Below are 22,101 nucleotides of genomic sequence, written 5' to 3'. Positions count from 1 at the left end.
CGGGACTCAGCCCGTCGCGTCCACCAGGGCCAGTTCGTGCAGCCGGTCCGGTGGGCCCGGGCGGGCGTAGTACCAGCCCTGGGCCGTGTCGCAGCCCAGTATCCGCAACTGCTCGGCCTGGGCCCCGGTTTCCACGCCCTCCACCGTGACCGCCAGGTCGAGGCTGTGGGCCAGGGAGACGATTCCCTCGACGATCTTGAGGTCCACGGGGTCCGCCGGGAACTGCTGCATGCTCTGGGTGAAGGAGCGGTCCAGCTTGAGGATGCTCACCGGGAGGCGGCGTAGGTTCGCCAGGTTCGAGTAGCCGGTGCCGAAGTCGTCGAGGGCGATGTCGACGCCCATCTCGGCGAGCCGGCGCAGCGGCTTGAGCAGGTCGTCGTCGGCGCCGATCAGCGCGGACTCGGTGACCTCCAGGCAGAGCGCGTCCGGGTCGACGCCCGTGCGTTCCAGGATGTCGACGGTGTCCTGGACCAGGCCGGAGTGGGTGAGCTGGCACGGCGAGAGGTTGACGTTGATGCGCAGGGGGCCCGCATCGTCGTAGCGTTCTCGCCATTCGCGGGCCTGGCGGACCGACTGTTCCAGGACCCAGCGGCCGAGCGGCACGATCAGGCCGGTGTGTTCGGCGAGCGGGATGAAGCGGTCCGGGCCGAGGATGCCGTGCTGCGGGTGCAGCCAGCGCACCAGGGCCTCGGCGCCGCGCACACTGCCGTCGCCGAGGTGGACCAGCGGCTGGTACTCGATGAAGAACTCGCCCCGGTCCAAAGCCGCCGGCAGCGCGGTGGTCAGGCCGTGCCGGGTGATGGCGCGGGCGTCGGCCTCCTCGTCGGCGAGTTCGAAGCGGTTGCCGCCCGCCGACTTGGCCCGGTACATGGTGATGTCGGCGCTGCGCAGCACCTCCGCCGGGCTGCGCTCGCCCGCCGGGCCCTCGACGATGCCGATGGAGCCGCGCACGGTCAGTTCACGGCCGTCGATGCTGATGGGGGCGATGAGGGCGTTCATGATGCGGGCGGCGAGCTCGTCGACCTCGCGCTCGGTGTCGGTGCCGGTGGTCAGCGCCACGAACTCGTCGCCGCCCAGCCGCGCGACCATCTCGCCGGGCGCGGTCGCACACGCCTGCAGCCGGTCGGCGACCTCGACGAGCAGCCGGTCGCCGGCCGCGTGGCCGAGGCTGTCGTTGACGGTCTTGAAGCCGTCCAGGTCGAGGTAGCACAGGCCGTAGCGCTGGCCCCGGCCGGCGCCCAGCGCCTTCTCCAGGCGTTCGAAGAAGAAGGTGCGGTTGGGCAGGCCGGTGAGCGCGTCGTGCGTGGCCTCGTAGCGCAGCCGCAGGTTGAGCAGCCGGCGCTCGGTGGTGTCCTCCATGAGGGCGAGCTGGTACTGCGGCTCGCCGTCCGCGTCGCGCAGCAGGGAGACCGTCAGGTTGGTCCACAGGACGGTTCCGTCGGGGCGGTAGAAGGCCTTTTCGACGTGGTAGTGCTCGCGTTCGCCGCGGACGAGCTCGTCGTAGAGCTTCCAGGTCTGTGGCGCGTCCTCGGGGTGGGTCCACTCCTGGACCCTGCGGCCGTAGGCCATCGCGTCCGTGATGCCGAACATGCGCAGCAGCGCGCCGTTGACCTGGAGGATCTGCCCCTCCAGGTCGGCGATGCCGATTCCTATGGCCGCACCTTCGAAGACCGCGCGGAAGCGGGCCTCGGTGGCGTGCAGGGCCTGCGCGACGACGCCCTGCGCCTGGAGGGCGGCCGCGGAGATCGCCTCCTGCTCGGCCAGCGTCCGCTCACGCAGCGCCTCGGCGAACCCGGCGGCCATGGCGTGCTGCAACCGCGAGGAACGCGCCCGCAGTTCCTCCTGGTCGCCGTCCTCACCGCAGTAGAGCACCAGGTAGGCGTCGACGCAGTCCAGGGTGCGGGCCAGCGCATCCGGGTCGGTGCAGTGCGCGGCGACCAGGGCGGCACCGACCGCCCGGCCCGCGTTCGTGTCGAGGGTGCGGGTGTGCAGTGCCTGGCTCAAGCGACGGGCCAGCGGCAGGAGTTGTTCCTCGAACTCCGGCCTGGTCAGCGACGTCGAGGTCACCGGGAACACCGCCCGGCTCCAGATCGTCGCGAACCTGCGCAGTCTGTCCTGCTGCCCGTCCGCCTCCGCGATCACGCCGTACGCCCCACGCCGGCGAACCCGGAGAAGGCATAAGGATCCTCGTCCTCCGGCGCTTCCTGCGGCCGCCACAGCGGCGGCGCCACCAGTCCCGGTTCCACCATGTCGTACCCCTCGAAGAACCGCGCGATCTCGTCGCGCGAACGCATGATCAGCGGGTTGCGGATGTCCTTGTACACGTCCACCGCGCCCTCGGCCCGCTCCGCCGGCAGCGGGATGCCCTCGTACGAGGCGTGCGTGAGGACGAGCAGGCTGCCCGGCGCGAGCGCGTCGCGCAACTGAGCCACCGCCTCGTAAGGGTCGTCCGCGTCTTCCACGAAGTGCAGTATGGCAACGAGAAGCAGCGCCACTGGCCGGTTCAGGTCGATCAGGCGCTCCACTTCGGGGCTCGCGAGGATCTCCTGGGGCTTGCGGAGGTCGGCGGCGACGACTCCCGTGCCCTCGTTGCCCGCAAGGACGGCCTGGCTGTGCGCGACGGCCACCGGGTCATGGTCGACGTAGACCACGCGCGCGCCGGGGTCGGCCGACTGTGCCACCTCGTGGACGTTGCCGAAGGTGGGGATGCCGGAGCCGATGTCCAGGAACTGGTCGATGCCCTCGGCGACGGCGAAGCGCACCGCGCGCCGCATGAACGCCCGGTTCGCCTGCATGATCTTCGGGAGTCCCGGCATGAACTGCATCGCCTTGCGGGCCGCCTCCCGGTCGACCTCGAAGTTGTGCGAACCGCCCAGGTAGTAGTCGTAGATCCGCGAGACACTGGGCACCGAGATGTCGATGCTCCGGGGGGCCCAGGCGGGACGCTCCATCTATCTCTCCAAGGCGTAGGCGATCCGGTGTTCGAGCTGAGGCTACTGATCGCCCGCCAACGGGGCGAGCCCAAACGGAAATTGACCGTCCGTTCCCGGTCACTGCCTGCGGCACTTGCCGCATTCGCCCGTAGCTGCGCCTTTCGGGGGCTGTGACATCAGCGGCTCCGCAGCAGGCCCCCGACCCCGGCGGCAAAACGCCAAAGGGTCCGCCCCCTCCGTGCGGTGCGGAGGGGGCGGACGGGGCCGAACGCGCTGTCCGGTGCAATCAACCCTGGGGAGGTGATGGCTACTTCTTCGGCGCGCCGACCGGCTTTCCGTCGGGCGCCATGGCGTACCAGGTGCCGCCCACGCCCTGACCATTGGTGTCCCCGGGCTTGGTGTCGCCGGAGAACGTGTACGCGGGCCAGCAGTCGACGGTCATCTGCTTGACGCCGTCGGGCCGGGTGAAGCCCATCAGGCCCTTCTTCTCGATGCCCTTGGTGTCGTCCTTCGAGACGATCCCGACCGCCGGCCACTTCTGCAGGCAGGAACCGGTGCAGTTGGAGATCGGCTTCGGCCAGGCCACGTCCTTCAGGAAGCGGTAGACCGTCATGCCGTTCTTGTCGACGACGATGTCACCGAGCTTGGGGTCCTTGCGCACGGACAGGCCGGGCAGGCTCGCCAGGGTGGCCTTCTTGCCGTCGGGGGCCAGCGCGAACCACTTGCCGCCCACGCCCTGACCGGCGACGTCCCCGGCCTTGGTGTCCTTCGCATAGCGGTACGCCGGCCAGCCGGCGATGGTCAGCTGCTTGGTGCCGTCGGCCCGGGTGACCTCGCCGAGCAGCGCCTTGTCGATGCCGGCACCGGCCGCGGCGTCGTTCGCGGCAACCGGCGGCCAGGCCTTCGCGCAGTCGCCGTCGCAGTTCGACTTGGGCGGCTCGGCGGTGTCCTCGTCGAAGCGGTACAGGGTCATGCCGTTGCCGTCCGTCAGCACCTTGCCGAGCTCGGCGTTCTGGCTGACGGCGAGCTTGCCCGCGGCCGCGGACTGGGCCCCGGAGTTCTGGCCGTCGGCACCGTAGCCATTGCTGGGGCTGGCGCTCGCGCCGGCCCCGGCCGCCCCGACGCTGCCGTAACCGCCCGCCGGGGCGGTGGCACCCACGTTCTGGCTGCCCACCGACGACGTGCCGCTTCCCTGACCGCACGCCGTCGTCAGCGCCAGTACGGCCGCGGCGCTTGCCATGAGTGAGGCGCTCCGCCAGGAGGTCTTCATCGTCAACTCCCCATTATCGCAAAGGTGTTGCAGCGCCCTGCTGCGTCGCCGCACGAGCATGGGTACGAATGGGACCCACGGTTGTGTTCAACCGGCTCACAAATTTCTTTTGTGAACCTGGGACGCCGGCGCGGTGGTTCGCACGTGCGTGCGTCTTTTTGTGCGCCGGGGTGCGCGGCGATCAAACCGCCGTACGGGGATCGTCCCCCGTTCGAGCCAATCGGGGCGCGATACGGCGTGCCCCGGCGAACGAGGGCTCATGATCTTCGGCGTGTATGGACCCGAATCGACTCAAACCGGCTTCGCTGCAAGGGGGTTGGCGCTCAGCACTTCGCGGGACGGGGGGCGATCGGCCGCCTGGTGCCGGCGGCGCCGTCTTGGCTGGTCGCGCAGTTCCCCGCGCCCCTTCGGGGCGCGTCTGGCCTGCCTGGTGTCTCTGACCTGGACTCTGGTGGGGGCGCCGGCCGGTGTTGCCGCGGCCGATGCCTGTGCGTATGCCTCGGTGGGGCCGGACGGCACTCAGGCCGTTGCGGTTGCCGGGGACCTCGCCTGGCCGACTCCGCCGGTCTGCCCCGTACCCACGCCGACGCCTCCGCCTCCACCCCCGCCCCCGCCGCCCAGGCCCGCACCGCCCGAGCCGAAGCCGCCACCTCCGGCGCCCGCCCCTCCACCGAAGCCGACGCCGAAGCCGACTCCGAAACCGCCGTTGCCTTCCCCGCCTGCTCCGAAGCCCGCGGCACCGCGGCCGCCTGTCACTCCCCCGGCCGCGCCACCCCCGGCCCCCGGCCCGAAGCCGTCGGCCAAGCCCGCCCCCCGTCACTTCCTGGCGCCGGTGGCCTATCCGCGCTACCGGGCGCCCGCGCCGAAACGGTCGCCGCGCGGCGGTCCGTCACCCCTCACCTTCGTCCTGCTCATCACTGTCCCGGCCCTGATCGCCGTCGCCGCGCTGCGGCCGCGCTGATTCCTGGAGGAATCTCTTGTCGGAATGGCTTGTTCTCACCCTCGCGATGCTGGCCGCCTGCGCCGTGGTGATCATCGTCACCTTCGTACGGCACCGGGCCGCGCCCGAGGACGAGGACCCCAGCGAGACCCCGGACGTCATCGAGTACATGACGATGTGGATCGGCGTGGTGTACGCCATCGTCCTGGGCCTGGCCATCGCCGGGGTGTGGGAGGGGCGCAGCGCCGCCCAGGACCATGTGCAGTCGGAGGCGGTCGCGCTGCACGAGATCTCGGAGCGGGTGCGGGTCTATCCGACCGAGGTCCGTGACCGTATTCGGGACGATGTCAACGCCTATGTCGGACACGTCGTGCACACCGAGTGGAAGGTGATGGACGACGAGGGGCATGTCACCCCGCGCGGCAACCAGCTCTTCGAGCGCATCCGTCAGGACGTCACCGACTACCAGCCGAAGTCCGACTTCGAGGCCCAGGCCTACCAGCCGCTCCTCGACCAGGTCACCGCGGCGGACCAGGCGCGCAGCGCCCGGGCCGACTCCATGGGGGCGACCATGCCGGGCGTGGTGTGGTTCGGGCTGCTCGCCGGGGCCGTGATCACCATCGGCATGGTCTTCGCGCTGCAGATCCGGCGCACCATGCGCGAACTGATCCTGGCGGGACTGTTCTCCGCCCTGATCGCGTTCCTGCTCTTCCTCATCTGGGACTTCGACGCGCCCTACACCCGGGGCATCACGGCGTCGGCGGCACCCTTCCTCAATCTCTTCCCGCACATCAGGGGCTGACGGTCAGGCCCTCACACGACGGGCCACCCGGGGACAGGGCGCCACGCCGCCGCCGTCCCCTGGGTGGCCCATACGTTTGCCCCATTCGCCCTACAGCGATCGCGCGATCGGACACCCGTTCCTAGCGTTTCGGTTATCGAGGTGCATTCAAGCCCCACAGCGGAACGGGTCCGCAACTGCTCCTCGGGGACCGGAGGAACCACCATGCGCGCGATACGCATTGCTTCGGCCGCTCTGCTGGGCATCAGCGCCCTCGCCCTCTCCGCACCCGCCGCCGTCGCACGGGACGACGGGCACGACATCACGCCGTTCGGCTTCAGCGTGCTGCCGTCCACCGCCGCGGCGGGCAGCGAGGTCAAGCTGCATGTGAACCGGGACGGCGAGTGCAAGGGGCCTGCGAGGGTGACGTCGGTGGTCTTCGACACGGTCGTCATTCCGGTGGGACGGTCCTGGGCGACGGCGGTGGTGGACCGGGACGCGAAGCCGGGCGCGGTGTATCAGGTGACGTTCTCCTGCGACGGCGCGAGCGGATCCACGGATCTGACCATCGTGGGCGGCCGCCCGCACCACCCGAGCCCGGTGCCGGTCGACCCGATTCCGGTTCCGGCGCACCCCCACCGGGGTGTGCACGCCGGTGTGGGCGGCAGCATCGCCGGGTTCGACCTCAGGGAGATCGGCACGGGTCTCGCCCTCATCACGGGCTCGGTCGGCGCGGCGTACCACCTCTCGCGCCGCCGCAGCGGCGAGGAAGGTGCCTGACAAAGGGCCATCGCCCCGGCTCCTGTGGCGGAACCGGGGCGAGGGCCCTTCAACGTGCGGTGCTTTCCGTGGACTTGAGCGATCCGCGTTGCCAAGCCGATGTGCGGTCTGCTCTCCGAAGGGGGAAGGCTCAGATCCGCTTCTCGGACCTCCGTCGCAGCCAGAACGCTCCGCCGGCGAGGACGGCCGCGGCCACGAGCCCACCGCCGATGGCCACGTCGGTCTGCGTCGCCCCGGTGGAGCTGCCGCCGCCGAAGCCGCCCTGGACACCGCCGATGACGGTGAAGGCGGCGGGGTTGGTCAGGGACTTGCCGCCGCAGGTGACGGTGATGGGGTGCGTTCCGTTTCTCGCGTCCCGGTTCACCGTCGCGGTGCCCCTGGCCGTGTTGCTGCCTGCGACCGTCATCAGTGGCGTGCTCGGAAACGCGTCCGAGGTCGCCGTGGCTCCGCCGGGGCAGCCGTCGACGGTGATGGTCAACTGCCCGCCACGGGCGATGACACTGGGCAGGGCGACGATGTTGCTGGGATTGAAGTTCATGCCGTCCCGGGCGACGGCCGCCGGTGCGGCGAGGCCGAGCACGGCGACCGCGGCGGCCGAGACCGCCAGGACACGATGACTACTCATGTGATCCTCCGCGGAAGGCGCCCCGGGTCCCGTATCCCCGGCAATGTCGGCGAGAAAGCGCCTCCCAGAAAGACAGTCAGATGCGCTGCACGCGCCCGCATTTCGGGGATGGTCCGTCCTGGTGAGAGGACACGCCGAGCAATAAGCAGATAATCACATATATCCGCAGGTCACGGACCGTCAGAAATTTCCTGCCCCCGGCGACTCGGATGGCGCACCCCTCTCGGGCGTGCCACCCGTTCGCATCCGCCCCGTCGCCGGTTTCGCACAGGCCATTTAGCTTGGCGTCATGCGCGATTGACGCGGCGACTGCCTCGTCGAGAGGGGAAACGAATGTCTGCGTCCGAACTGGCCGAACTGGCCGAAGAGGAGGAGCGACGGAAGAAGCGCGCCCCCTGGGGTGTCATAGCGCTTGTGCTGCTGACCGGCATCGCCCTCATTCGCAACGGTTCGGGGGAGTTCGACGTGGGTCCGCCGCAGCCCGCCACCGCGGCGGCGGCGGACACCCACGCCCCCGCGGCCGTCGCCGCGGGTGCCGTTCAGCCGCTGCCGGCCTCCCCGCCGGACCGGGTCAGGATCCCCACGATCCGGGTCGACGCACCGGTGTTGCCGGTCGGCCTGGCCGCGGACGGCTGGGTCGGGGCACCTCCTCCCGAGGATCCGAACCTGGCCGGCTGGTTCACCGGTGCCGTCACCCCCGGCGAGAAGGGCACCGCGGTGGTGGTCGGTCACGTCGACAACAAACAGGGCCCCGCGGTGTTCTACAACCTCGGGGCCCTGAAGAAGGGAAATCGCGTCGAGATCGCCCGCAAGGACGGAAAGACGGCCGTGTTCGAGATCTACGGCATCGAGGTCTTCGAGAAGAACAACTTTCCCGGCGACCGCGTCTACGCCTCCAAAGGGGCCCCGGAACTGCGGGTCATCACCTGCGGTGGCGGTTTCTCCAAGAAGCACGGTTACGACGGGAACGTCGTCGTCTTCGCCCGCCTGGCCGAGGTCCGCTGAGCGTGCCCCGGCCGGGCGTGCGGGCGGAATCCGGCTATGCGTGCCGCCGTCTGGGCACGGTGATGTGGTAGCCCGATTCCAGCAGGTGCGGCAGATAGCGTCGCAGGGCCCGGACACTCTGGGAACGGTTGCCCCCGGCGTCGTGCGAGAGCACCACGACGCCGGGGGCCGCGCCGTCCTCGACCCGATCGACGATGGTGCGGGTGCCGGGGGTCGTCCAGTCCAGCGTGTCGACCGTCCAGGCCAGGGGCTCCATGCCCATTTGGGCGCCGAGTTGGAAGGTCGCACGGTTCCAGGCGCCGTAGGGTGCGCGGAACCACAGGGGCCGCTCGCCGTAGGCGTCCTCGATGACATCGCTGGTGCGTTCCATCTCGGAGCGGATCTGGGACCGCTTCAGACGAGTCAGCAGGGGGTGGGTCCAGGTGTGGTTGCCGACGATGTGGCCGTCGTCGGCCATGCGGGCCAGCAGGTCCTGGTTGTCGACGGCCATCTCCCCGCACACGAAGAACATGGCGCGGACGTCGTACTCGGCGAGGGTGTCCAGGATGTGCGGGGTGTAGCGGGGATCGGGCCCGTCGTCGAAGGTCAGCACCATGGTGCGACCGCGACCGCGCACGCGCAGGAACGGCTGGTGCCGTACCCGGGTCATGCGGGGTGCCGGACGCACCTGCTCGTATCCGGTCAGCGGCTGGAGGCGGTAATCGGACGGCGGGAGAACATGGCTCTCCTGGGGGGCGGGATCGGGGCCGGGCGCGGGAGCGACGGGCCGAGCGGTCTCGTCGCCCCCGCCCGATGCGAGCACCCCGGCGGCACCGGCCGCGCCCAGAGCGGCGGCACCCGCGATCAACGCCCGGCGCCTGGTGAGCAACTGATCCTTCTTCATGACTCATCAGTCGCCCGAACCGGGACCGACGGCCCCTCACGACACCGCAGCGGCGGCAGGAAAACACACGCCCGGCCCAAGCTGCCTGGCGTGTCTTCGACAGGCAGGGTAACCACGGCCCGCGCGGTCGAATTCGCTTTCCTCCATGCGCCCGTCGCGGGTACGGTCGGGTCCGTGCAGTGATCTCCCGCGCGGCGTCCCTGGATGCCGCAGAAGCGAACGCCGTCCACGTTTCCGCTCGGAGAGATCATCGATATGCCTGCACTTCCCCCTGCCCCCGGCGACACTCCCGAGGCCACCTTGGCGGCCTTCGTCGCCCGGGCCACCGCCGACGCCGGAGTCCTCGGACTGGTCCTCAGCGGCTCCCAGGTGCACGACGGGATGCCGACCGTCCACTCCGACCACGACCTGCACGTCGTGCTGCGCGACCGCGACGCCTCGCCGCTCAGCGAGCTCGACGGGTTCCGCTCGGCCCATCTGGACCTGGTGGTCATCACGCTCACCGAGTTCCGCCGGCGCGGACTGCCCGGCGACCCGGCCGCCTTCAGCCGGTACTCGTACGTCCACGCCCGGGTGCTCCTCGACCGGCTGGACGGCGAGATCGCCGCCGTCCTCGACCGCAAACGGACCCTGGATCCCGACGAGGCGCGCACCGCCGCGGCCGGCTTCCTCGACGCCTACGTCAACCAGACCTACCGCTCCCTGAAGAGCTACCGCGACGGCCGCGAGGCGATGGGGCACCTGGATGCCGCCGAGAGCGTGCCGTACGCGCTGGAGGTCCTCTTCGCCCTGCACCGGCGGGTACGGCCGTACAACAAGTACCTTCAGTGGGAGCTCGAGCGGCAGCCGCTCGGCGACGACCGGTGGAGCGCCGGGCGGCTGCTGCCGGTGCTGCGCCGCATCCTGACCGACGGCGATCCGCCCACCCAGCGGGCCTTGTTCGGCGACCTCGCACGGGCCGCGCGGGCCGCCGGGCACGGCGAGGTCCTCGATTCCTGGGGAGACGACCTGCGGCTGCTGCTCCCGCCGCGGCCCTGAGCGGTCAGCGGCGGCGCACCAGCGGGAACGGCAGCGTCTCACGGATCGTCAGGCCCGTGAGGAACATGACCAGCCGGTCGACGCCGATGCCCAGGCCACCGGTGGGCGGCATGGCGTATTCGAGGGCGTCCAGGAAGTCCTCGTCCAGTTCCATGGCCTCGGGGTCTCCGCCGGCGGCGAGCAGTGACTGGGCGGTGAGGCGGCGGCGCTGTTCGACCGGGTCGGTCAACTCCGAGTAGGCGGTGCCCAGTTCGGTGCCGAAGGCGACCAGGTCCCAGCGCTCGGCCAGCCGTGGGTCGCTGCGGTGCTGGCGGGTCAGCGGGGAGACGTCGGTCGGGAAGTCCTTGTAGAAGGTGGGCAGCCGGGTCTTCTCCTCCACCAGGCGTTCGTACATTTCGAGTACGACCTCGCCGCGGCCGTCGTCCGGCTTGTACGGCACGTCGGCGCGGTCGCACATCCGGTGCAGCACCGGCAGCTCCGTGTCCGCGTCGATCTCCTCCCCCAGCGCCTCCGAGATCGCCCCGTGCACCGTCTTGACCGGCCATGCGCCCGAGATGTCGTACTCCTGGCCGTCCTTGCGGGCGATCGGCGCGCCGAAGGCGGCAGTGGCCGCGCCCTGGATCAGTTCGCGGGTGAGGTCGAGCATCACGTCGTAGTCGGCGAAGGCCTGGTAGGCCTCCAGCATCGTGAACTCGGGGTTGTGCTTGTAGGAGACGCCCTCGTTGCGGAAGGTGCGGCCCATCTCGAAGACCTTCTCCAGGCCGCCGACGCACAGCCGTTTCAGGTACAGCTCAGGTGCGATGCGCAGGTAGAGGTCGAGGTCGTAGGCGTTGATGTGGGTGGTGAAGGGACGGGCGTTGGCGCCGCCGTGGATCTGCTGCAGCATCGGGGTCTCGACCTCGAGGTAGCCGCGGCCGAGCAGGCCCTGGCGCAGGGCCTGTACCGCGGTGGATCGGGCGCGGATCACCTGGCGGGCGTCGGGGCTGGAGACCAGGTCGAGGTAGCGCATGCGCACCTTGGCCTCCGGGTCGGCCAGGCCGCGGTGCTTGTCGGGCAGCGGGCGCAGGCACTTGCCGATCAGCTGCCAGGAGGTGACGAAGACGGTCGGTTCGCCCTTGTCGCTCACGCCGGCCCGGCCCGCCGCCGTGATGTGGTCGCCGATGTCGCAGTCGGCGGTGAAGCGGTCCAGGGCAGGCCCGGAGTCCGCGCGGGTGAGGGCGAGTTGGCGGTCGCCCGACCAGTCGCGCAGGGTGACGAAGACGATGCCGCCGAAGTCGCGCACCAGCATGATGCGGCCGGCGACGGTGACCTGCTCGCCCTCGCGGACGTCGGCGAGGGCGTGGGTGCGCTGCGGGATGCCGACCGGGTAGGGGTCGATGCCTTCGGCGCGCAGCCGGTCGAGGGTGCGGTGCCGGATGCGGACCTGTTCGGGCAGGCCGGCATGGGGTTCGCCGGGCCCGGCCTCGCCCCCTCCGTCGAGGCCGAGCGCCGACAGCGACGGCAGGCCCTCGGTGGTCGCGGGCCTGGACGCGCCCTTCGGGTGCCCCTTTCCCCAGAGTTTGCGCAAGGACGGTACCGAAACGAAACCTTCGGCGATGCCGGAGGCCAGCCCGATACGGGCGAGGGAGCCCGCGTCGCCGTAGCAGATGAAACGCGGATACCACTCCGGCTGGTACTTGGCGTTGGAGCGGTACAGCGCCTCCAGCTGCCACCACCTGGAGAAGAACAGCAGCAGGCGGCGCCACAGCCGCAGCACCGGTCCGGCGCCGATGCGGGCGCCCTCCTCGAAGGCCGAACGGAAGACGGCGAAGTTCAGCGAGATTCTGCGGATCCCCAGCTTCGGTGCCGCCTCGCACAGTTCGGCGACCATGAACTCCATGACGCCGTTGGGGGCGCTGCGGTCACGGCGCATCAGGTCCAGGGAGACGCCGTCACGGCCCCACGGCACGAAGGAGAGCAGCGCGAGGAGGCGGCCGTCCTCGCTGAGGGCCTCCACGAGGAGACAGTCGCCGTCGGCCGGGTCGCCCAGGCGGTCCAGAGCCATGGAGAAGCCGCGCTCGGTCTCGGTGTCGCGCCAGGCGTCCGCCTTGTCGATCACCTCCTCCATCTCCTCGTCGGTGAGGCTCGCGTGGCGGCGGATGCGGCAGTGGGCGCCGGTGCGACGCACCCGGTGCACGGCCTGCCGGGTGACGCGCATGTCGCGGCCGTCGAGGTCGAAGTCGGACACGTACAGGATCGCCTCGTCGCCGAGTTGGAGCGCGCCGAGGCCGGCCCGGGCGAAGGCCTTGGCACCGTCCTCGGAGGCACCCATCACCGCGGGCGCCCAGGCGTGCCGGCGGGCCACGTCCAGCCAGGCGGCGATGGCGTGCGGCCAGGCCTCCCGGTCGCCGACGGGGTCGCCGCTGGCGAGGCAGACACCGGCCTCGACACGGTAGGTGACGGCGGCCTTGCCGCTGGGCGAGAAGACGACGGCCTTGTCGCGGCGGGTGGCGAAGTAACCGAGGGAGTCCTCCTCGCCGTAGGCCTTCAGCAGGGCACGGATGCGGGGCTCCTCGTCGCCGTGCAGGGCGCCTTCCAGGCGTTGCGAACGGAACAGGGTGGCGGCGGCGTTGAGCAGGGCGAGCGCGCCGAACAGCCCGAGCAGGAAGAACAGGGCGCGGGGCGGACGGCCGCTGAAGGAACTGCCGGAGACCAGGCCGCCGCAGACCCGGTTGGCGGCCCACAGCAGGTGTTGGCTCTCGGGCAGCGTCCCGGGGAAGAGGGCGACCAGACCCCAGCCGACGAGGATGCCGGCGGCGATCCCGGCCAGCAGCACCCCCAGGGCCCGGCGGACGGCGGCGCGGCGGGAAGCGGCGTAGAACTCCTGGCGGGCGACGATCAGCACGGTCAGGGCGAGACCGCACAGGACGAGGGACGGGACGGACTCCAGATACAGGCCCAGCACCACGCCGAGGATGTCGTCCAGGGCGAGCAGGCCGAGGTAGACGACCACCAGCCACCAGGCGATCTTCTTGCGGGCGGCGGTCGCGGCGGCGAGCAGGAAGAGGAAGACGGCGTACGCGAGATTGGCACTGGCCGGGACGATGAGCTCGTCCAGGAAGCGGACCACCGGGCGCAGCACGATGCGCAGCGGTGGGATGAGGGCCAGCAGGCCGCACAGCAGGCCGAGGGCGCCGAAGAAGGCCGCGAAGGCCTCGGGCACCTTGCTCATCGGACCGCTGCCGGGCGGCCGTATCGGGCCCGGGGGGTCCTTGGGCGGGGAGGCCTCCGCTGTGGCGCTCATGGTTCCGACTGTAGGAAGGGCTCGGCCGCCTCGCCCGTCGAGAGGCCCCGCACGGCGGCGGGACCTGCGGTTTCCGATAGCCTCACAGCCGTGACGGAACAGCACTCGCACCAGTTCGAGCGGGGTACGGACGGGCCAAAGGTCATCGTGGTCGGGGTGGACGGCTCGGACACCTCGATGCGCGCCGCGGCATATGCCGGTGGCCTGGCGAGGCGCCAGGGCGCGCTGCTCGCCGTGGTCTATGTGCAACCGGTGATGGCCGCGGGCGCGGCCATGGGCGCACCGGTCGCCGAGACGACGGACGAGATCGCCGAGGACCTGAAGACCTACATCCGGGACGCCACCGAGCGGCTCAAGGGGATATACGAGGTCCGCTGGGAGTTCCACACCTTCCGCGGCGACCCCTACAGCGGCCTGGTCAAGGCCGCGGACGAGCTGAAGGCGGACGCGGTGGTGGTGGGCGCCTCCGAGCAGGCCGGGCACCGGATCGTCGGTTCGGTGGCCGTACGGCTGGTGAAGGCGGGGCGGTGGCCGGTGACCGTGGTGCCGTAGGGCTCACGGCTTGCGGGTGAGCAGCTGTACGCCCTGCGTGCGGTGGCCGTTCATGGTGAGGACGTCGATCCGGCGCTCGGCCACCGGGTCGAGACCGGCCAGGAGGGTACGCAGGCCGGCGATGTCGTGGTGCCGGCAGACGGCGCCGTCGTCGGTGGTGAACACCCCGTACGGTGTGCCGAACCGGTGGGCGTGGGCGGTGTAGCGGTCCCGATTGCGTTCGTCGTCCTGCAGGAGCAGGTCGCTGACGTACAGCAGACCGCCCGGTGCCAGGACGCGGACCAGTTCGGCGACCAGGGCCCGCTGGGCGGCGTCGTCGGGAACGCAGGTGAGCACCGCGAACAGCAGGACGACGTCGACACTTGCCGAGGCGTGCGGCAGGGCCGGCGGGGCGGGCAGGACCTCCAGGCTCAGGTCGGGCCTCGCGCTGCGGCCCCGCTCGACCAGCCGGGGCGACGGATCCACCCCGGACACCCGGCTGAACCCGCGGTCCTGCAACTCGGCCGTCACCCGGCCGTATCCGCAGCCGTAGTCGAGGATGCGGGCGTCCTGGTCCACCCCTGCCAGCCAGGAGTGGTGCACCGGGTGCGTGAACGTCTTGGTGGCGCCGGGGCCGTTCCAGTAGGCGGCCTGTCCGCCGGGCTCGTTCATGCGGGGTCGGTGTCGAGCTGGTGGTCGGCCCAGACGTAGCTTTCCGGCAGCAGCTCGGTGACGGGGACGGCGCGGAGACGGTCGCCCTGGCCGACGATGACCTTCAGGGCCGGGAAGTAGTCGAGCAGGACCTGCCTGCATCGGCCGCACGGAGGCACGACCCCGCGGTCGCGATCGCCCACCGCCACGATCGTGTCCAGCTCGTAGACGCCCTGCGCGGCCGCCGCTCCGATGACGACCAGCTCCGCGCACGGACCCCCGGTGAAGTGGTAGGCGTTCACCGCGGTGACGATCCGCCCGTCCCGGGCACGCGCGGCCGCGGCCATGGTGTGGTTGTCGCCCCGGCAGCGGGTACGGGCTACCTGGGCTGCGGCCTGGATCAGTTCGTGATCGAGGTCTTGGGTTCGCATCGGCATGTCGGCACGGTAACCGGGGGCACGGCCGGTCGTTCACGGGGCCCTGGACCCGGGTCGCCGGCCGGTGTACACGCGTGCATGGTCGCTCGATGATGTGGCGGTGACCTCTCCTCCTTTGACCTGGACTCCTTTCTGCTGCGGCCGCTGACCGGGCGCATCGCCACCAACGGGCTCACCGTGCGGCCGGGTCGCGTGCGCTACCGGCGTCCGGAACTGCCGCACACCTTCCGGACGCCGTGGATGCCGTTCGTGCCGGTGCTGGGTGTCGTCGCCCCGATCTGGCTGATCACCTGTCCGCAGTGGCAGACCTGGGTGCGGTTCGCGGTGTGGGCCGGCCGCTAGGACAGCGAGGCGAGTGCGGCGGGCGGTACCGCGTCGGCGGCGGCCGAGCCGTGCAGCAGGTCAGCCAGGTCATGGGGGCGTGCCTGCTCGCCGGTGGTGTCAGCTGCTGTGATCCGGTCCAGCCGGAAACCCCGGCCGGCCCGCCGGGTGCGGCACCAGGCGATGAGGTACCAGCGGCCTTGGGCGGTGAGCAGTCCGGCCGGTTCCACCTCGCGCTCACTCTCGCGTCCGGCCGCGTCGACGTAGGACAGGCGCAGCACCTTGGCGTCGGTGAGGGCCTGTTCCACGGCGGCGCGGACCACGGGACCGGTCCGCGTCGGCAGCGCGACGATCCGTGCGGCGAGTTCCCGGGCCGCCACCGAGCCGGGACCGGTCATCGAGGCCACGATCTTCTGGTACGCCGTGCGGGCCGCCCCGGCATAAGGAGCGGAGGCGTCGGCCGCGGCCAGTGCGGCGGCCAACGCCGCTGCTTCGTCGGCGGTGAAGTGCATCGGAGGCAGCGTCGTCGCCGGGTCGATCGTCCAGCCCCCGCCCCGCCCGGGCGTGGTGCGCACCGGGGCGCCGGACTCCATCAGGGCCTGCAGATCACGCTGCACGGTGCGCGTGCTGACCTCGAACCGCGTGGCGAGTACGGCGACCGTCAGCGGCCGCGGCGCCGCCGCGCGCAACTCCTCCACCAGGGCATAGAGCCGGGCAGTGCGGTTCATGGGTCCGACGCTACCGTCCCGCCGCGGTCAGGAACTCCCGCTCCCGTCGCTGTTCCCGCTCGGTGACGGTCAGCGGGAACAGGGTGAATCCGTGCATCGCCCCGGCGACGACGCCGAGTTCGACGGGTGCGCCCGCCGCCTGCCACCGCTGGGCCAGAAACAGCGAGTCGTCCAGCAGCGGATCCTCGGTGCCGACGACGATCCGGGCGGGCGGCAGGCCGGTCAGGTCGGCGAAGAGCGGCGAGATCTCCGGGTCCCGGCGCTGCTCCGCCTCCATCCCCGGGGTGAACAGCTCATAACTGCCCCGCAGCGATTCGGTGTTGCTCAGCAGCCGCTTCGAACCGAACGACCGCTGGCTCGGCGTCATCGACAGGTCGTACGGGCCGAAGAGCAGCTGGGCCGCCCGGAACGCGCCCGTGATGCGGTGCCGGTCGCGCAGACGCAGCAGGGTGACGACGCTCAGGTGGGCGCCGGCCGATTCGCCGCCGATCAGCAGCCGCCCGGTGCCGAACTCGGCTGGGGCGTGCTCCACCAGCCACCGGGCGGCCGCTTCGCAGTCGTCGGGCCCGGCGGGGAACGGGTGTTCCGGCGCCAGGCGGTACTCCACGCTCACCACCGCCAGCCGCGCCCGCACGGCGAGCCGCCACAGCCTCTCGTCCTGCCCGCCCGCGGAGCCGAACGCCCAGCCGCCCCCGTGCAGGTGCAGATATACGCCGTCGACCTGGTCCGGCACGAACATGCGGACCCCGACCCCGCCCGCAACGACGCGGTCCCGGCCCTGCGGCAGTCGCACCGGCGGTGTGTGGCCGCCCAGCCGGTTGCGCCGCAGCAGGGCCAGCACGGTCGCGTCCGGCGTCTGCCCGCGGGCCGGGCGGCCTGCGGCAGTGGCCTCGAACTGCTCGTTGAAGGCCAGGGTCTCGGCGAGGCAGTCCTCGTCTGTGATGGTCATGACGCCGACCCTCGCAGCCGTCCGCGACAACGTCCTGTCACCCTTTTCCGGTGAGCTGCGTCACGGCAGCGGGAGTCCTGCGCCGGCCCGAGGCACCACCGGTGCGACACGGGGAACCCCGAGGCCGTCCCGCTCGCCGAGCCACCAGTCCTAGAGAGCGCTGAGGAACTCCAGCAGGATCTTGTTGAAGACCTCCGGCTTCTCCATGTTCGGGTAGTGGGCGGTGTCTTCGACGGTCTGCGCACGCCCGTTGGGGACGGTGCGCGCGAGGCGTTCGGCTGCGTCCAGCATCTCAGGGGGCTCCAGGGTGCCGTTGACGGTGAGCACCGGGACGTCGATCTTCGGCAGGCGGGACCAGGAGTCGCTCACGCGCACCAGCCAGTCCTTCTCGCCGGGCGTGTGCTTGGAGATCGAGTTGAAGGCCATCTCCCGCAACCGGCGCGCGATGCGCGGGTCCACGTCGTCGGCACCGCGGTAGGGGCCGGGCACGACCCGCACGAACGCATCGAGCCAGCCCTCGACGTCGCCGGCGCCCAGGGTGCGGGCGTACTCGGCCTGGATCTCACGGGTCCAGTCGTCCGTGTACTGGAAGTCGCCGGTCGCCGCGCCGCAGGTGACCACCGCGCGCACGAGCTCGGGGTACTCCAGCACGGTGTCGGTGGCGATCACGCCGCCCATCGACAGGCCGACGAGGACCGCGGGGCCCGCGTCGAGGTGGCGGAGCAGGGCGGCGAGGTCGTCGGCCCAGCGGAACGGCTTGGTGGCGTTGGCGGAGGATCCGTGGCCGCGTACGTCCGGGGCGATCACCCGGTACTCGGCAGCGAGGGCCGGTATCTGGTCGTCCCAGACGCGGTGGTCGACGTACCCCGAGTGGAGGAGGACGACGAGATCACCGGAGCCGGTGTCGAGGTAGGCGAGGTCACCGTCGGAGGAGGTGAGGAGACGAACGTCCGAAGCACCATTCATGACAACCAAGGTGTCATCTTCGGAGAGATTTGACAACCGGGATGTCATGATGGCCGGGTGAACGACATCGACAGGCCCCTCACCCCCGACGAGCTGGGCCACCGACTGACCGAGGTGTTCGACCTGGTCGGCCCGCTGTACCGGCGCGCCGTGCGCAAGGTCGAGCAGGGCGAGGCGGTCGAGGGCATCTCCGTCGGCGTACGCGCCGTACTGGACCTGCTGCGGCAGAGCGACCCCATGACGGTGCCTCAGATGGGCCGGGTCCTGGCGCTGAGCCGGCAGTTCGTGCAGCGCATGGTCAACGACGCGGCGGCCCAGGGGTGGGTCGAGGCCATCCCCAACCCCGCACACCAACGGTCGTCCCTGATCCGGATCACAGACGAGGGCCGGGCGACCATCACGGCGATCCTCGGCCGGGAGCACCATCTCAACCGGCAGGTCGGCGGCGATCTGACGGATGCCGAACTGCGGGCGACCGTGCGGGTGTTGAGGGAGATGCTGAAGGCCCTGGACCACGTGGACCTCGACTGACCTACTGCCCCATGGTCAGCCCGTCCTTCGCCGCACCCCTGCTGAGCACCACGTTGCGGATCGCGTCGCGCACGGCCTTCACCTCGGCGCCCTGGGCGATGGCCTGGTTGAGGTTCACCGTCCGACCGGCGTCGACGTCGAACAGCAGCGGGACGAATTCCGCCTTGGTGACCTCCCAGCGGCCGCCCGCCCGGGCGGGCCGGGTGAAGGTGAAGCGGCCCAGGGTGGACTCGTTGCCGCGCGGGTCCTGGACGCCCGACTTGTTCGACATCTCGCCGGCGATCTGATCGCCCAGGCCGTAGACGACCCAGGTGCCGTTGACCTTCTCGTACGCCTGCGGGACATGCGCGCGGGTGCCGAGGACGAGGTCGACGTCGGGGCGGCCGCCGGTGCGGGAGGCCGTGAGCTGCCGCGCCAGGGCGAGCTGCTGCCGGTCCGGCGCGTCCTGCCATTCGGTGCCCCAGTGCACGCAGACGACGACCACGTCGGCGCCCGCCCGCCGGGCCGCCCGGGCGTCCTCGATGATCCTTTTCCCGTTCAGGAGGCTGACGGCCCACGGCGCGCCCTGGGGCAGCGGGATGCCGTTGGTGTCGAAGGTGTAGGCGAGGTGGGCGACCTTGGCGGGGCCCGCGCGCAGGATCGTGACGGTGCGCGCCTCGGTCTCGGTGCGGGCCGAACCGGCATGCCGTACGCCCGCGCCGTCCAGGGCGTCGAGGGTGCGGCGGACGCCGTCAGTGCCGTCGTCGAGGCTGTGGTCGGAGGCGGTGGAGCAGCCGTCGTAGCCGGTGTCGGCCAGACCCCGGGCGATCTCGGGCGGGGACGTGAACAGGGAGCGGGCCGCGTAGTGGCCGTTCGCCCCGTAGACGGTGTCCATGTGACACAGCGCCAGGTCGGCGCGGGACACGAGGGGTTTGACGCCGGCGAACATCGGCCGGAAGTCGTAGCCGGCGCCGCCGCCGTCGAAGCGGGCGCGGTCGATGATCGAGCTGTGCGGGATGATGTCGCCGGAGGCCACCAGCGTGAAGGTGCGGGCCGCGGACGCCGCCGGAGCCCCCGGGTCCCCGGCGCGGGTGGACGCCTGCCGATGCTGGGCCTGGCAGGCCGCGCCCGCGGTCAGAACGGCCATCAGGGCCAGGGCAACCTTTCGTCTCCGTGCAATCATCAGCTCACCCCACTGTTGTCTGATTTACGCATAAATAGGTACGAACCTGAGTGCGCGGCCAAACAACCGCGCCACCCCGATTAACCCGTCCGGTGCCCGCGAACGGGCGCGCGGGACCGTTCGTCGTACCGTTCGTCGACGCATTCGACCGTCCGCCGCAGATCCCGGCACGGACCCTGTCCCGCCGCCGCACCCTGCGGTGGCATACGGCCATGACGGCCGGAACCACCCTCACGAACGCGACGACCGCCGAGCACGAGCTCGCCGCGCTGCAGCGCGAGCACGGCCGCCCCCTCTTCGCGCTGCTGCTCCGCCTGTGCGACGGCGACCGGCAGCGCGCCGAGGACCTGGTGCAGGAGACCCTGGTGCGCGCCTGGCAGCATCCCGAGGCACTGCGCGCCGACGACTTCGACTCCGTACGGCCCTGGCTGATGACCGTGGGACGGCGGCTCGCCATCGACGCGCGGCGGGCCCGGCAGGCACGGCCGCCCGAGGTCGGGGACGCGGTCCTGGAGAACGCGCGGGTGATCGGCGACCACGCCGAGCGCGCCGCCGCCGCCCTCGATGTCCGCGAGGCTGTGAAGACACTCACTCCGCAGCACCGTGAAGTCCTGGTGCTCGTGTATTTCCAGGGGGCGAGTGTTGCGGAAGCCGCGGAGACCCTCGGGATTCCTCCCGGTACGGTGAAGTCCCGCGCGTACTACGCGCTGCGCGCCCTGCGCCGGGTGCTTCCCGGATATGCGGCCGACCTGCGGTGAAACCGACGGCTGAGTCAAACCTCCGTAAAGCGCCTTGCTGAGGACCCCGGTTGAGCAATCAGCTGTCCTCATCCGTGTTCCGGACTGGGGGCTCGGGGCCCCGCGACCGGGGCCCGGAGTCGGGCGACGCGCACGCACCGGAGGAAGGCAGGAAGGGATGCTGCACAGAGGTCAAGAGAGCACGGACGGCACCGGCGGCGGTGAGCTGGTCGTCCCGATGGCCTGGCTGTACGCCGAGTACATCGCCGACGAGCTGCTGCGGACGGGCGATCTGATGCCGCCGACGTCCTTCGAGTTCCGCGCCGGGCGCGACGCCCTGGCGCTGACCGTCTTCCTCTCGGACACGGACGGCGAACTCCCGGGGATCCGGGTGGTCTCCCAGCTGGAGACCTGGCTGTCGCTGACGGCGTACGACCAGCCGTGGCAGGACTGGGTGCGCGAGCGGATGGCGAGGCTGGTCGCCCAGGCGGCCGAATCCGGCGGCCCCGCTCCCGACCTGGAACTGGCCCGGGCGGCCTGGCGCTGGCTGGAGGAGACCGAGCTGCTCGCACCCGACCTGAACGCGGTGCCGGGCGGCGCGGCGGTGGTCGGCGAGGACGAGGGTCCGAAGGTGTGGACGAAGGCGTGGCAACTGGGCCTGCCGCTCGGCCACCTCGCCATCCACCTTTTTTAGCCTCGTTTTGATTTGGACCAATCCGCGGGCCGGGCGGCTCCGAATCCCAAGGTTTGCGATTCTCCACATGCCTTGAGTGATTCGACTGTCTGGTGCGTACGGGTGGGAGCAAGGAGTAACACCCCCCGCACCCAACGGCACGAGGATTCGGCATGAGGTCCCAGGAGAGGCATCGCGACGTCGCCGCGTACGCGCTCGGCGTGCTGGACGAGGCGGACGCCTTCCGCTTCGAGGACCACCTCATGGAGTGCGCGCGCTGCGCCGCTCACGTGACCGAATTCGGGCCCATCACCCGGCAGATGATGCTGTACCGCCGGGCGACGCCACGGTTCGTGAGCCCCATGACCAGGCCCGGCCCGCAGCTGCTCGACCGGCTGGTCGACGCGGTGGCGGCCCGGCACCGGGCCGGCCGGCGGCGCTTCCTGTACGCCGTGGCCGCGTCCCTGGCGATCGGGGTGGCCGGGCCGGGCATCGCGATGACGATGGCCGGCGGCGACACCGCCGACACGGTGCGGATCGCGGCAACCGACGCGAAGTCGGGGGTATGGGCCCAGGTGACCACCCAGGACGCGTACTCGGGCAGCCAGATCAAACTCGAGGTGAAGGACGGCGCGGGCCCGCGCCCCTGTCGTCTGGTCGCCGTCGGCCGCGACGGCTCCGAACAGATCCTGACCAGCTGGACCGTTCCCAGCCACGACGCCCGCCCGATCACCATGCAGGGCAGCTCCTCCATGCACACCGGCGAGATCGCCCGCTATGAGCTGCGCACCTCGGACGGGGAGCATCTCGTCACACTCCAGTCCCACTAGCGCCACCGCGGCAATGCCCCACCGCCCGGTGTGACACCCCCGTCCGA

At 71.1% G+C, this 22,101-nt stretch carries 22 protein-coding genes and 1 pseudogene; 11 read left to right on the top strand and 12 right to left on the bottom strand.

The window, feature by feature from the left end:
- Window positions 1–6 precede the first annotated feature (6 nt).
- The 3 genes from ABD355_RS14790 to ABD355_RS14780 all read right to left on the bottom strand — a co-directional run bounded on the left by ABD355_RS14790 (window position 7) and on the right by ABD355_RS14780 (window position 4,203).
- Window positions 7–2,142, bottom strand: a complete 2,136-nt coding sequence (locus ABD355_RS14790; RefSeq protein WP_344400726.1) for a putative bifunctional diguanylate cyclase/phosphodiesterase — start codon at window positions 2,140–2,142, stop codon at window positions 7–9.
- Window positions 2,139–2,951: an SAM-dependent methyltransferase gene (locus ABD355_RS14785; protein WP_344400724.1), complete on the bottom strand. Its 813-nt coding sequence runs from the start codon at window positions 2,949–2,951 to the stop codon at window positions 2,139–2,141. Before ABD355_RS14785 ends, ABD355_RS14790 begins: the two co-directional genes overlap by 4 nt.
- 289 nt (window positions 2,952–3,240) lie before the next feature.
- The gene (locus ABD355_RS14780; protein WP_344400723.1) at window positions 3,241–4,203 is read right to left on the bottom strand and encodes an SCO0930 family lipoprotein; all 963 of its coding nucleotides are present in this window, start codon (window positions 4,201–4,203) and stop codon (window positions 3,241–3,243) included.
- 832 nt (window positions 4,204–5,035) lie between these two features.
- Here ABD355_RS14780 and ABD355_RS14775 point away from each other — a divergent pair.
- The 3 genes from ABD355_RS14775 (at window position 5,036) to ABD355_RS14765 (ending at window position 6,704) form a co-directional block, all read left to right on the top strand.
- Window positions 5,036–5,164 carry a hypothetical protein gene (locus ABD355_RS14775; protein ID WP_344400722.1) on the top strand — a complete coding sequence of 43 codons (129 nt, stop codon included), beginning with the start codon at window positions 5,036–5,038 and terminating at the stop codon, window positions 5,162–5,164.
- 16 nt (window positions 5,165–5,180) lie between these two features.
- The gene (locus ABD355_RS14770) at window positions 5,181–5,945 is read left to right on the top strand and encodes a bestrophin-like domain (protein WP_344400721.1); all 765 of its coding nucleotides are present in this window, start codon (window positions 5,181–5,183) and stop codon (window positions 5,943–5,945) included.
- Window positions 5,946–6,149: 204 nt separating this feature from the next.
- The gene (locus ABD355_RS14765) at window positions 6,150–6,704 is read left to right on the top strand and encodes a hypothetical protein (RefSeq protein ID WP_344400720.1); all 555 of its coding nucleotides are present in this window, start codon (window positions 6,150–6,152) and stop codon (window positions 6,702–6,704) included.
- Between the two features lie 130 nt (window positions 6,705–6,834).
- Here the strand turns inward: ABD355_RS14765 and ABD355_RS14760 are convergent, their stop codons facing one another.
- Window positions 6,835–7,329 carry an LPXTG cell wall anchor domain-containing protein gene (locus tag ABD355_RS14760; RefSeq protein ID WP_344400719.1) on the bottom strand — a complete coding sequence of 165 codons (495 nt, stop codon included), beginning with the start codon at window positions 7,327–7,329 and terminating at the stop codon, window positions 6,835–6,837.
- Window positions 7,330–7,662: 333 nt separating this feature from the next.
- Here ABD355_RS14760 and ABD355_RS14755 point away from each other — a divergent pair, with 333 nt between their 5' ends.
- Window positions 7,663–8,334 (top strand): class F sortase, encoded by a 672-nt coding sequence (locus ABD355_RS14755; protein ID WP_344400718.1) that lies wholly within the window; start codon window positions 7,663–7,665, stop codon window positions 8,332–8,334.
- Between the two features lie 34 nt (window positions 8,335–8,368).
- On the opposite strand, the gene ABD355_RS14750 is transcribed toward ABD355_RS14755, so the two are convergent.
- Window positions 8,369–9,217, bottom strand: coding sequence for a polysaccharide deacetylase family protein (locus ABD355_RS14750; RefSeq protein WP_344400717.1), 849 nt, complete (start codon window positions 9,215–9,217; stop codon window positions 8,369–8,371).
- Window positions 9,218–9,472: 255 nt separating this feature from the next.
- On the opposite strand from ABD355_RS14750, the gene ABD355_RS14745 reads away from it, so the two are divergent.
- Window positions 9,473–10,255 (top strand): hypothetical protein, encoded by a 783-nt coding sequence (locus ABD355_RS14745; RefSeq protein WP_344400716.1) that lies wholly within the window; start codon window positions 9,473–9,475, stop codon window positions 10,253–10,255.
- A 4-nt stretch (window positions 10,256–10,259) separates the two neighbouring features.
- Here ABD355_RS14745 and lysX read toward each other — a convergent pair whose 3' ends face one another.
- Window positions 10,260–13,538 carry a bifunctional lysylphosphatidylglycerol synthetase/lysine--tRNA ligase LysX gene (lysX, locus tag ABD355_RS14740; RefSeq protein WP_344400715.1) on the bottom strand — a complete coding sequence of 1,093 codons (3,279 nt, stop codon included), beginning with the start codon at window positions 13,536–13,538 and terminating at the stop codon, window positions 10,260–10,262.
- A 90-nt stretch (window positions 13,539–13,628) separates the two neighbouring features.
- On the opposite strand from lysX, the gene ABD355_RS14735 reads away from it, so the two are divergent.
- Complete coding sequence (locus ABD355_RS14735) at window positions 13,629–14,090, top strand: universal stress protein (protein WP_344400714.1); 462 nt, start codon at window positions 13,629–13,631, stop codon at window positions 14,088–14,090.
- A gap of 3 nt (window positions 14,091–14,093) precedes the next feature.
- Here ABD355_RS14735 and ABD355_RS14730 read toward each other — a convergent pair whose 3' ends face one another.
- Both ABD355_RS14730 and ABD355_RS14725 read right to left on the bottom strand, forming a co-directional pair.
- Entirely contained in the window at window positions 14,094–14,741 is a 648-nt protein-coding gene (locus ABD355_RS14730) for a class I SAM-dependent methyltransferase (RefSeq protein WP_344400713.1), read from the bottom strand.
- Window positions 14,738–15,157 carry a cytidine/deoxycytidylate deaminase family protein gene (locus ABD355_RS14725; RefSeq protein WP_344400712.1) on the bottom strand — a complete coding sequence of 140 codons (420 nt, stop codon included), beginning with the start codon at window positions 15,155–15,157 and terminating at the stop codon, window positions 14,738–14,740. The genes ABD355_RS14730 and ABD355_RS14725 overlap by 4 nt, the downstream gene beginning before the upstream one ends.
- Before the next feature lie 192 nt (window positions 15,158–15,349).
- On the opposite strand from ABD355_RS14725, the pseudogene ABD355_RS14720 reads away from it, so the two are divergent.
- Window positions 15,350–15,487: pseudogene (locus tag ABD355_RS14720) on the top strand (amino acid permease C-terminal domain-containing protein); the annotation flags it as partial.
- An 8-nt stretch (window positions 15,488–15,495) separates the two neighbouring features.
- Here ABD355_RS14720 and ABD355_RS14715 read toward each other — a convergent pair.
- The 3 genes from ABD355_RS14715 to ABD355_RS14705 form a co-directional block, all read right to left on the bottom strand.
- The gene (locus ABD355_RS14715) at window positions 15,496–16,206 is read right to left on the bottom strand and encodes a helix-turn-helix transcriptional regulator (RefSeq protein WP_344400711.1); all 711 of its coding nucleotides are present in this window, start codon (window positions 16,204–16,206) and stop codon (window positions 15,496–15,498) included.
- 10 nt (window positions 16,207–16,216) lie between these two features.
- Entirely contained in the window at window positions 16,217–17,155 is a 939-nt protein-coding gene (locus ABD355_RS14710; RefSeq protein ID WP_344400710.1) for an alpha/beta hydrolase, read from the bottom strand.
- 150 nt (window positions 17,156–17,305) lie between these two features.
- The gene (locus tag ABD355_RS14705; RefSeq protein ID WP_344400709.1) at window positions 17,306–18,121 is read right to left on the bottom strand and encodes an alpha/beta fold hydrolase; all 816 of its coding nucleotides are present in this window, start codon (window positions 18,119–18,121) and stop codon (window positions 17,306–17,308) included.
- A gap of 57 nt (window positions 18,122–18,178) precedes the next feature.
- On the opposite strand from ABD355_RS14705, the gene ABD355_RS14700 reads away from it, so the two are divergent.
- On the top strand, window positions 18,179–18,652 hold the full coding sequence (locus ABD355_RS14700; protein WP_344400708.1) for a MarR family winged helix-turn-helix transcriptional regulator: 474 nt from the start codon (window positions 18,179–18,181) through the stop codon (window positions 18,650–18,652).
- Window position 18,653: 1 nt separating this feature from the next.
- On the opposite strand, the gene ABD355_RS14695 is transcribed toward ABD355_RS14700, so the two are convergent.
- Window positions 18,654–19,814: a CapA family protein gene (locus ABD355_RS14695; protein ID WP_344400707.1), complete on the bottom strand. Its 1,161-nt coding sequence runs from the start codon at window positions 19,812–19,814 to the stop codon at window positions 18,654–18,656.
- Window positions 19,815–20,026: 212 nt separating this feature from the next.
- On the opposite strand from ABD355_RS14695, the gene ABD355_RS14690 reads away from it, so the two are divergent.
- The 3 genes from ABD355_RS14690 (at window position 20,027) to ABD355_RS14680 (ending at window position 22,054) form a co-directional block, all read left to right on the top strand.
- Window positions 20,027–20,572, top strand: a complete 546-nt coding sequence (locus ABD355_RS14690) for a sigma-70 family RNA polymerase sigma factor (RefSeq protein WP_344401218.1) — start codon at window positions 20,027–20,029, stop codon at window positions 20,570–20,572.
- Between the two features lie 157 nt (window positions 20,573–20,729).
- On the top strand, window positions 20,730–21,245 hold the full coding sequence (locus ABD355_RS14685; protein WP_344400706.1) for a hypothetical protein: 516 nt from the start codon (window positions 20,730–20,732) through the stop codon (window positions 21,243–21,245).
- Window positions 21,246–21,397: 152 nt separating this feature from the next.
- The gene (locus tag ABD355_RS14680; protein ID WP_344400705.1) at window positions 21,398–22,054 is read left to right on the top strand and encodes an anti-sigma factor family protein; all 657 of its coding nucleotides are present in this window, start codon (window positions 21,398–21,400) and stop codon (window positions 22,052–22,054) included.
- Window positions 22,055–22,101: the final 47 nt, after the last annotated feature.

It is taken from the genome of Streptomyces longisporus, assembly GCF_039532765.1.
GTDB lineage: Bacteria > Actinomycetota > Actinomycetes > Streptomycetales > Streptomycetaceae > Streptomyces > Streptomyces longisporus.
This window is presented reverse-complemented; position numbering and strand designations above follow the sequence as displayed.

Bases quoted from the DNA above. Each gene is read 5' to 3' on its own strand.
- ABD355_RS14705 (WP_344400709.1), bottom strand. From the start codon at position 18,121: ATGAATGGTGCTTCGGACGTTCGTCTCCTCACCTCCTCCGACGGTGAC.
- lysX (WP_344400715.1), bottom strand. From the start codon at position 13,538: ATGAGCGCCACAGCGGAGGCCTCCCCGCCCAAGGACCCCCCGGGCCCG.
- ABD355_RS14765 (WP_344400720.1), top strand. From the start codon at position 6,150: ATGCGCGCGATACGCATTGCTTCGGCCGCTCTGCTGGGCATCAGCGCC.
- ABD355_RS14680 (WP_344400705.1), top strand. From the start codon at position 21,398: ATGAGGTCCCAGGAGAGGCATCGCGACGTCGCCGCGTACGCGCTCGGC.
- ABD355_RS14715 (WP_344400711.1), bottom strand. From the start codon at position 16,206: ATGAACCGCACTGCCCGGCTCTATGCCCTGGTGGAGGAGTTGCGCGCG.
- ABD355_RS14710 (WP_344400710.1), bottom strand. From the start codon at position 17,155: ATGACCATCACAGACGAGGACTGCCTCGCCGAGACCCTGGCCTTCAAC.
- ABD355_RS14780 (WP_344400723.1), bottom strand. From the start codon at position 4,203: ATGAAGACCTCCTGGCGGAGCGCCTCACTCATGGCAAGCGCCGCGGCC.
- ABD355_RS14745 (WP_344400716.1), top strand. From the start codon at position 9,473: ATGCCTGCACTTCCCCCTGCCCCCGGCGACACTCCCGAGGCCACCTTG.
- ABD355_RS14725 (WP_344400712.1), bottom strand. From the start codon at position 15,157: ATGCCGATGCGAACCCAAGACCTCGATCACGAACTGATCCAGGCCGCA.
- ABD355_RS14685 (WP_344400706.1), top strand. From the start codon at position 20,730: ATGCTGCACAGAGGTCAAGAGAGCACGGACGGCACCGGCGGCGGTGAG.
- ABD355_RS14730 (WP_344400713.1), bottom strand. From the start codon at position 14,741: ATGAACGAGCCCGGCGGACAGGCCGCCTACTGGAACGGCCCCGGCGCC.
- ABD355_RS14690 (WP_344401218.1), top strand. From the start codon at position 20,027: ATGACGGCCGGAACCACCCTCACGAACGCGACGACCGCCGAGCACGAG.
- ABD355_RS14695 (WP_344400707.1), bottom strand. From the start codon at position 19,814: ATGATTGCACGGAGACGAAAGGTTGCCCTGGCCCTGATGGCCGTTCTG.
- ABD355_RS14760 (WP_344400719.1), bottom strand. From the start codon at position 7,329: ATGAGTAGTCATCGTGTCCTGGCGGTCTCGGCCGCCGCGGTCGCCGTG.
- ABD355_RS14785 (WP_344400724.1), bottom strand. From the start codon at position 2,951: ATGGAGCGTCCCGCCTGGGCCCCCCGGAGCATCGACATCTCGGTGCCC.
- ABD355_RS14755 (WP_344400718.1), top strand. From the start codon at position 7,663: ATGTCTGCGTCCGAACTGGCCGAACTGGCCGAAGAGGAGGAGCGACGG.
- ABD355_RS14750 (WP_344400717.1), bottom strand. From the start codon at position 9,217: ATGAAGAAGGATCAGTTGCTCACCAGGCGCCGGGCGTTGATCGCGGGT.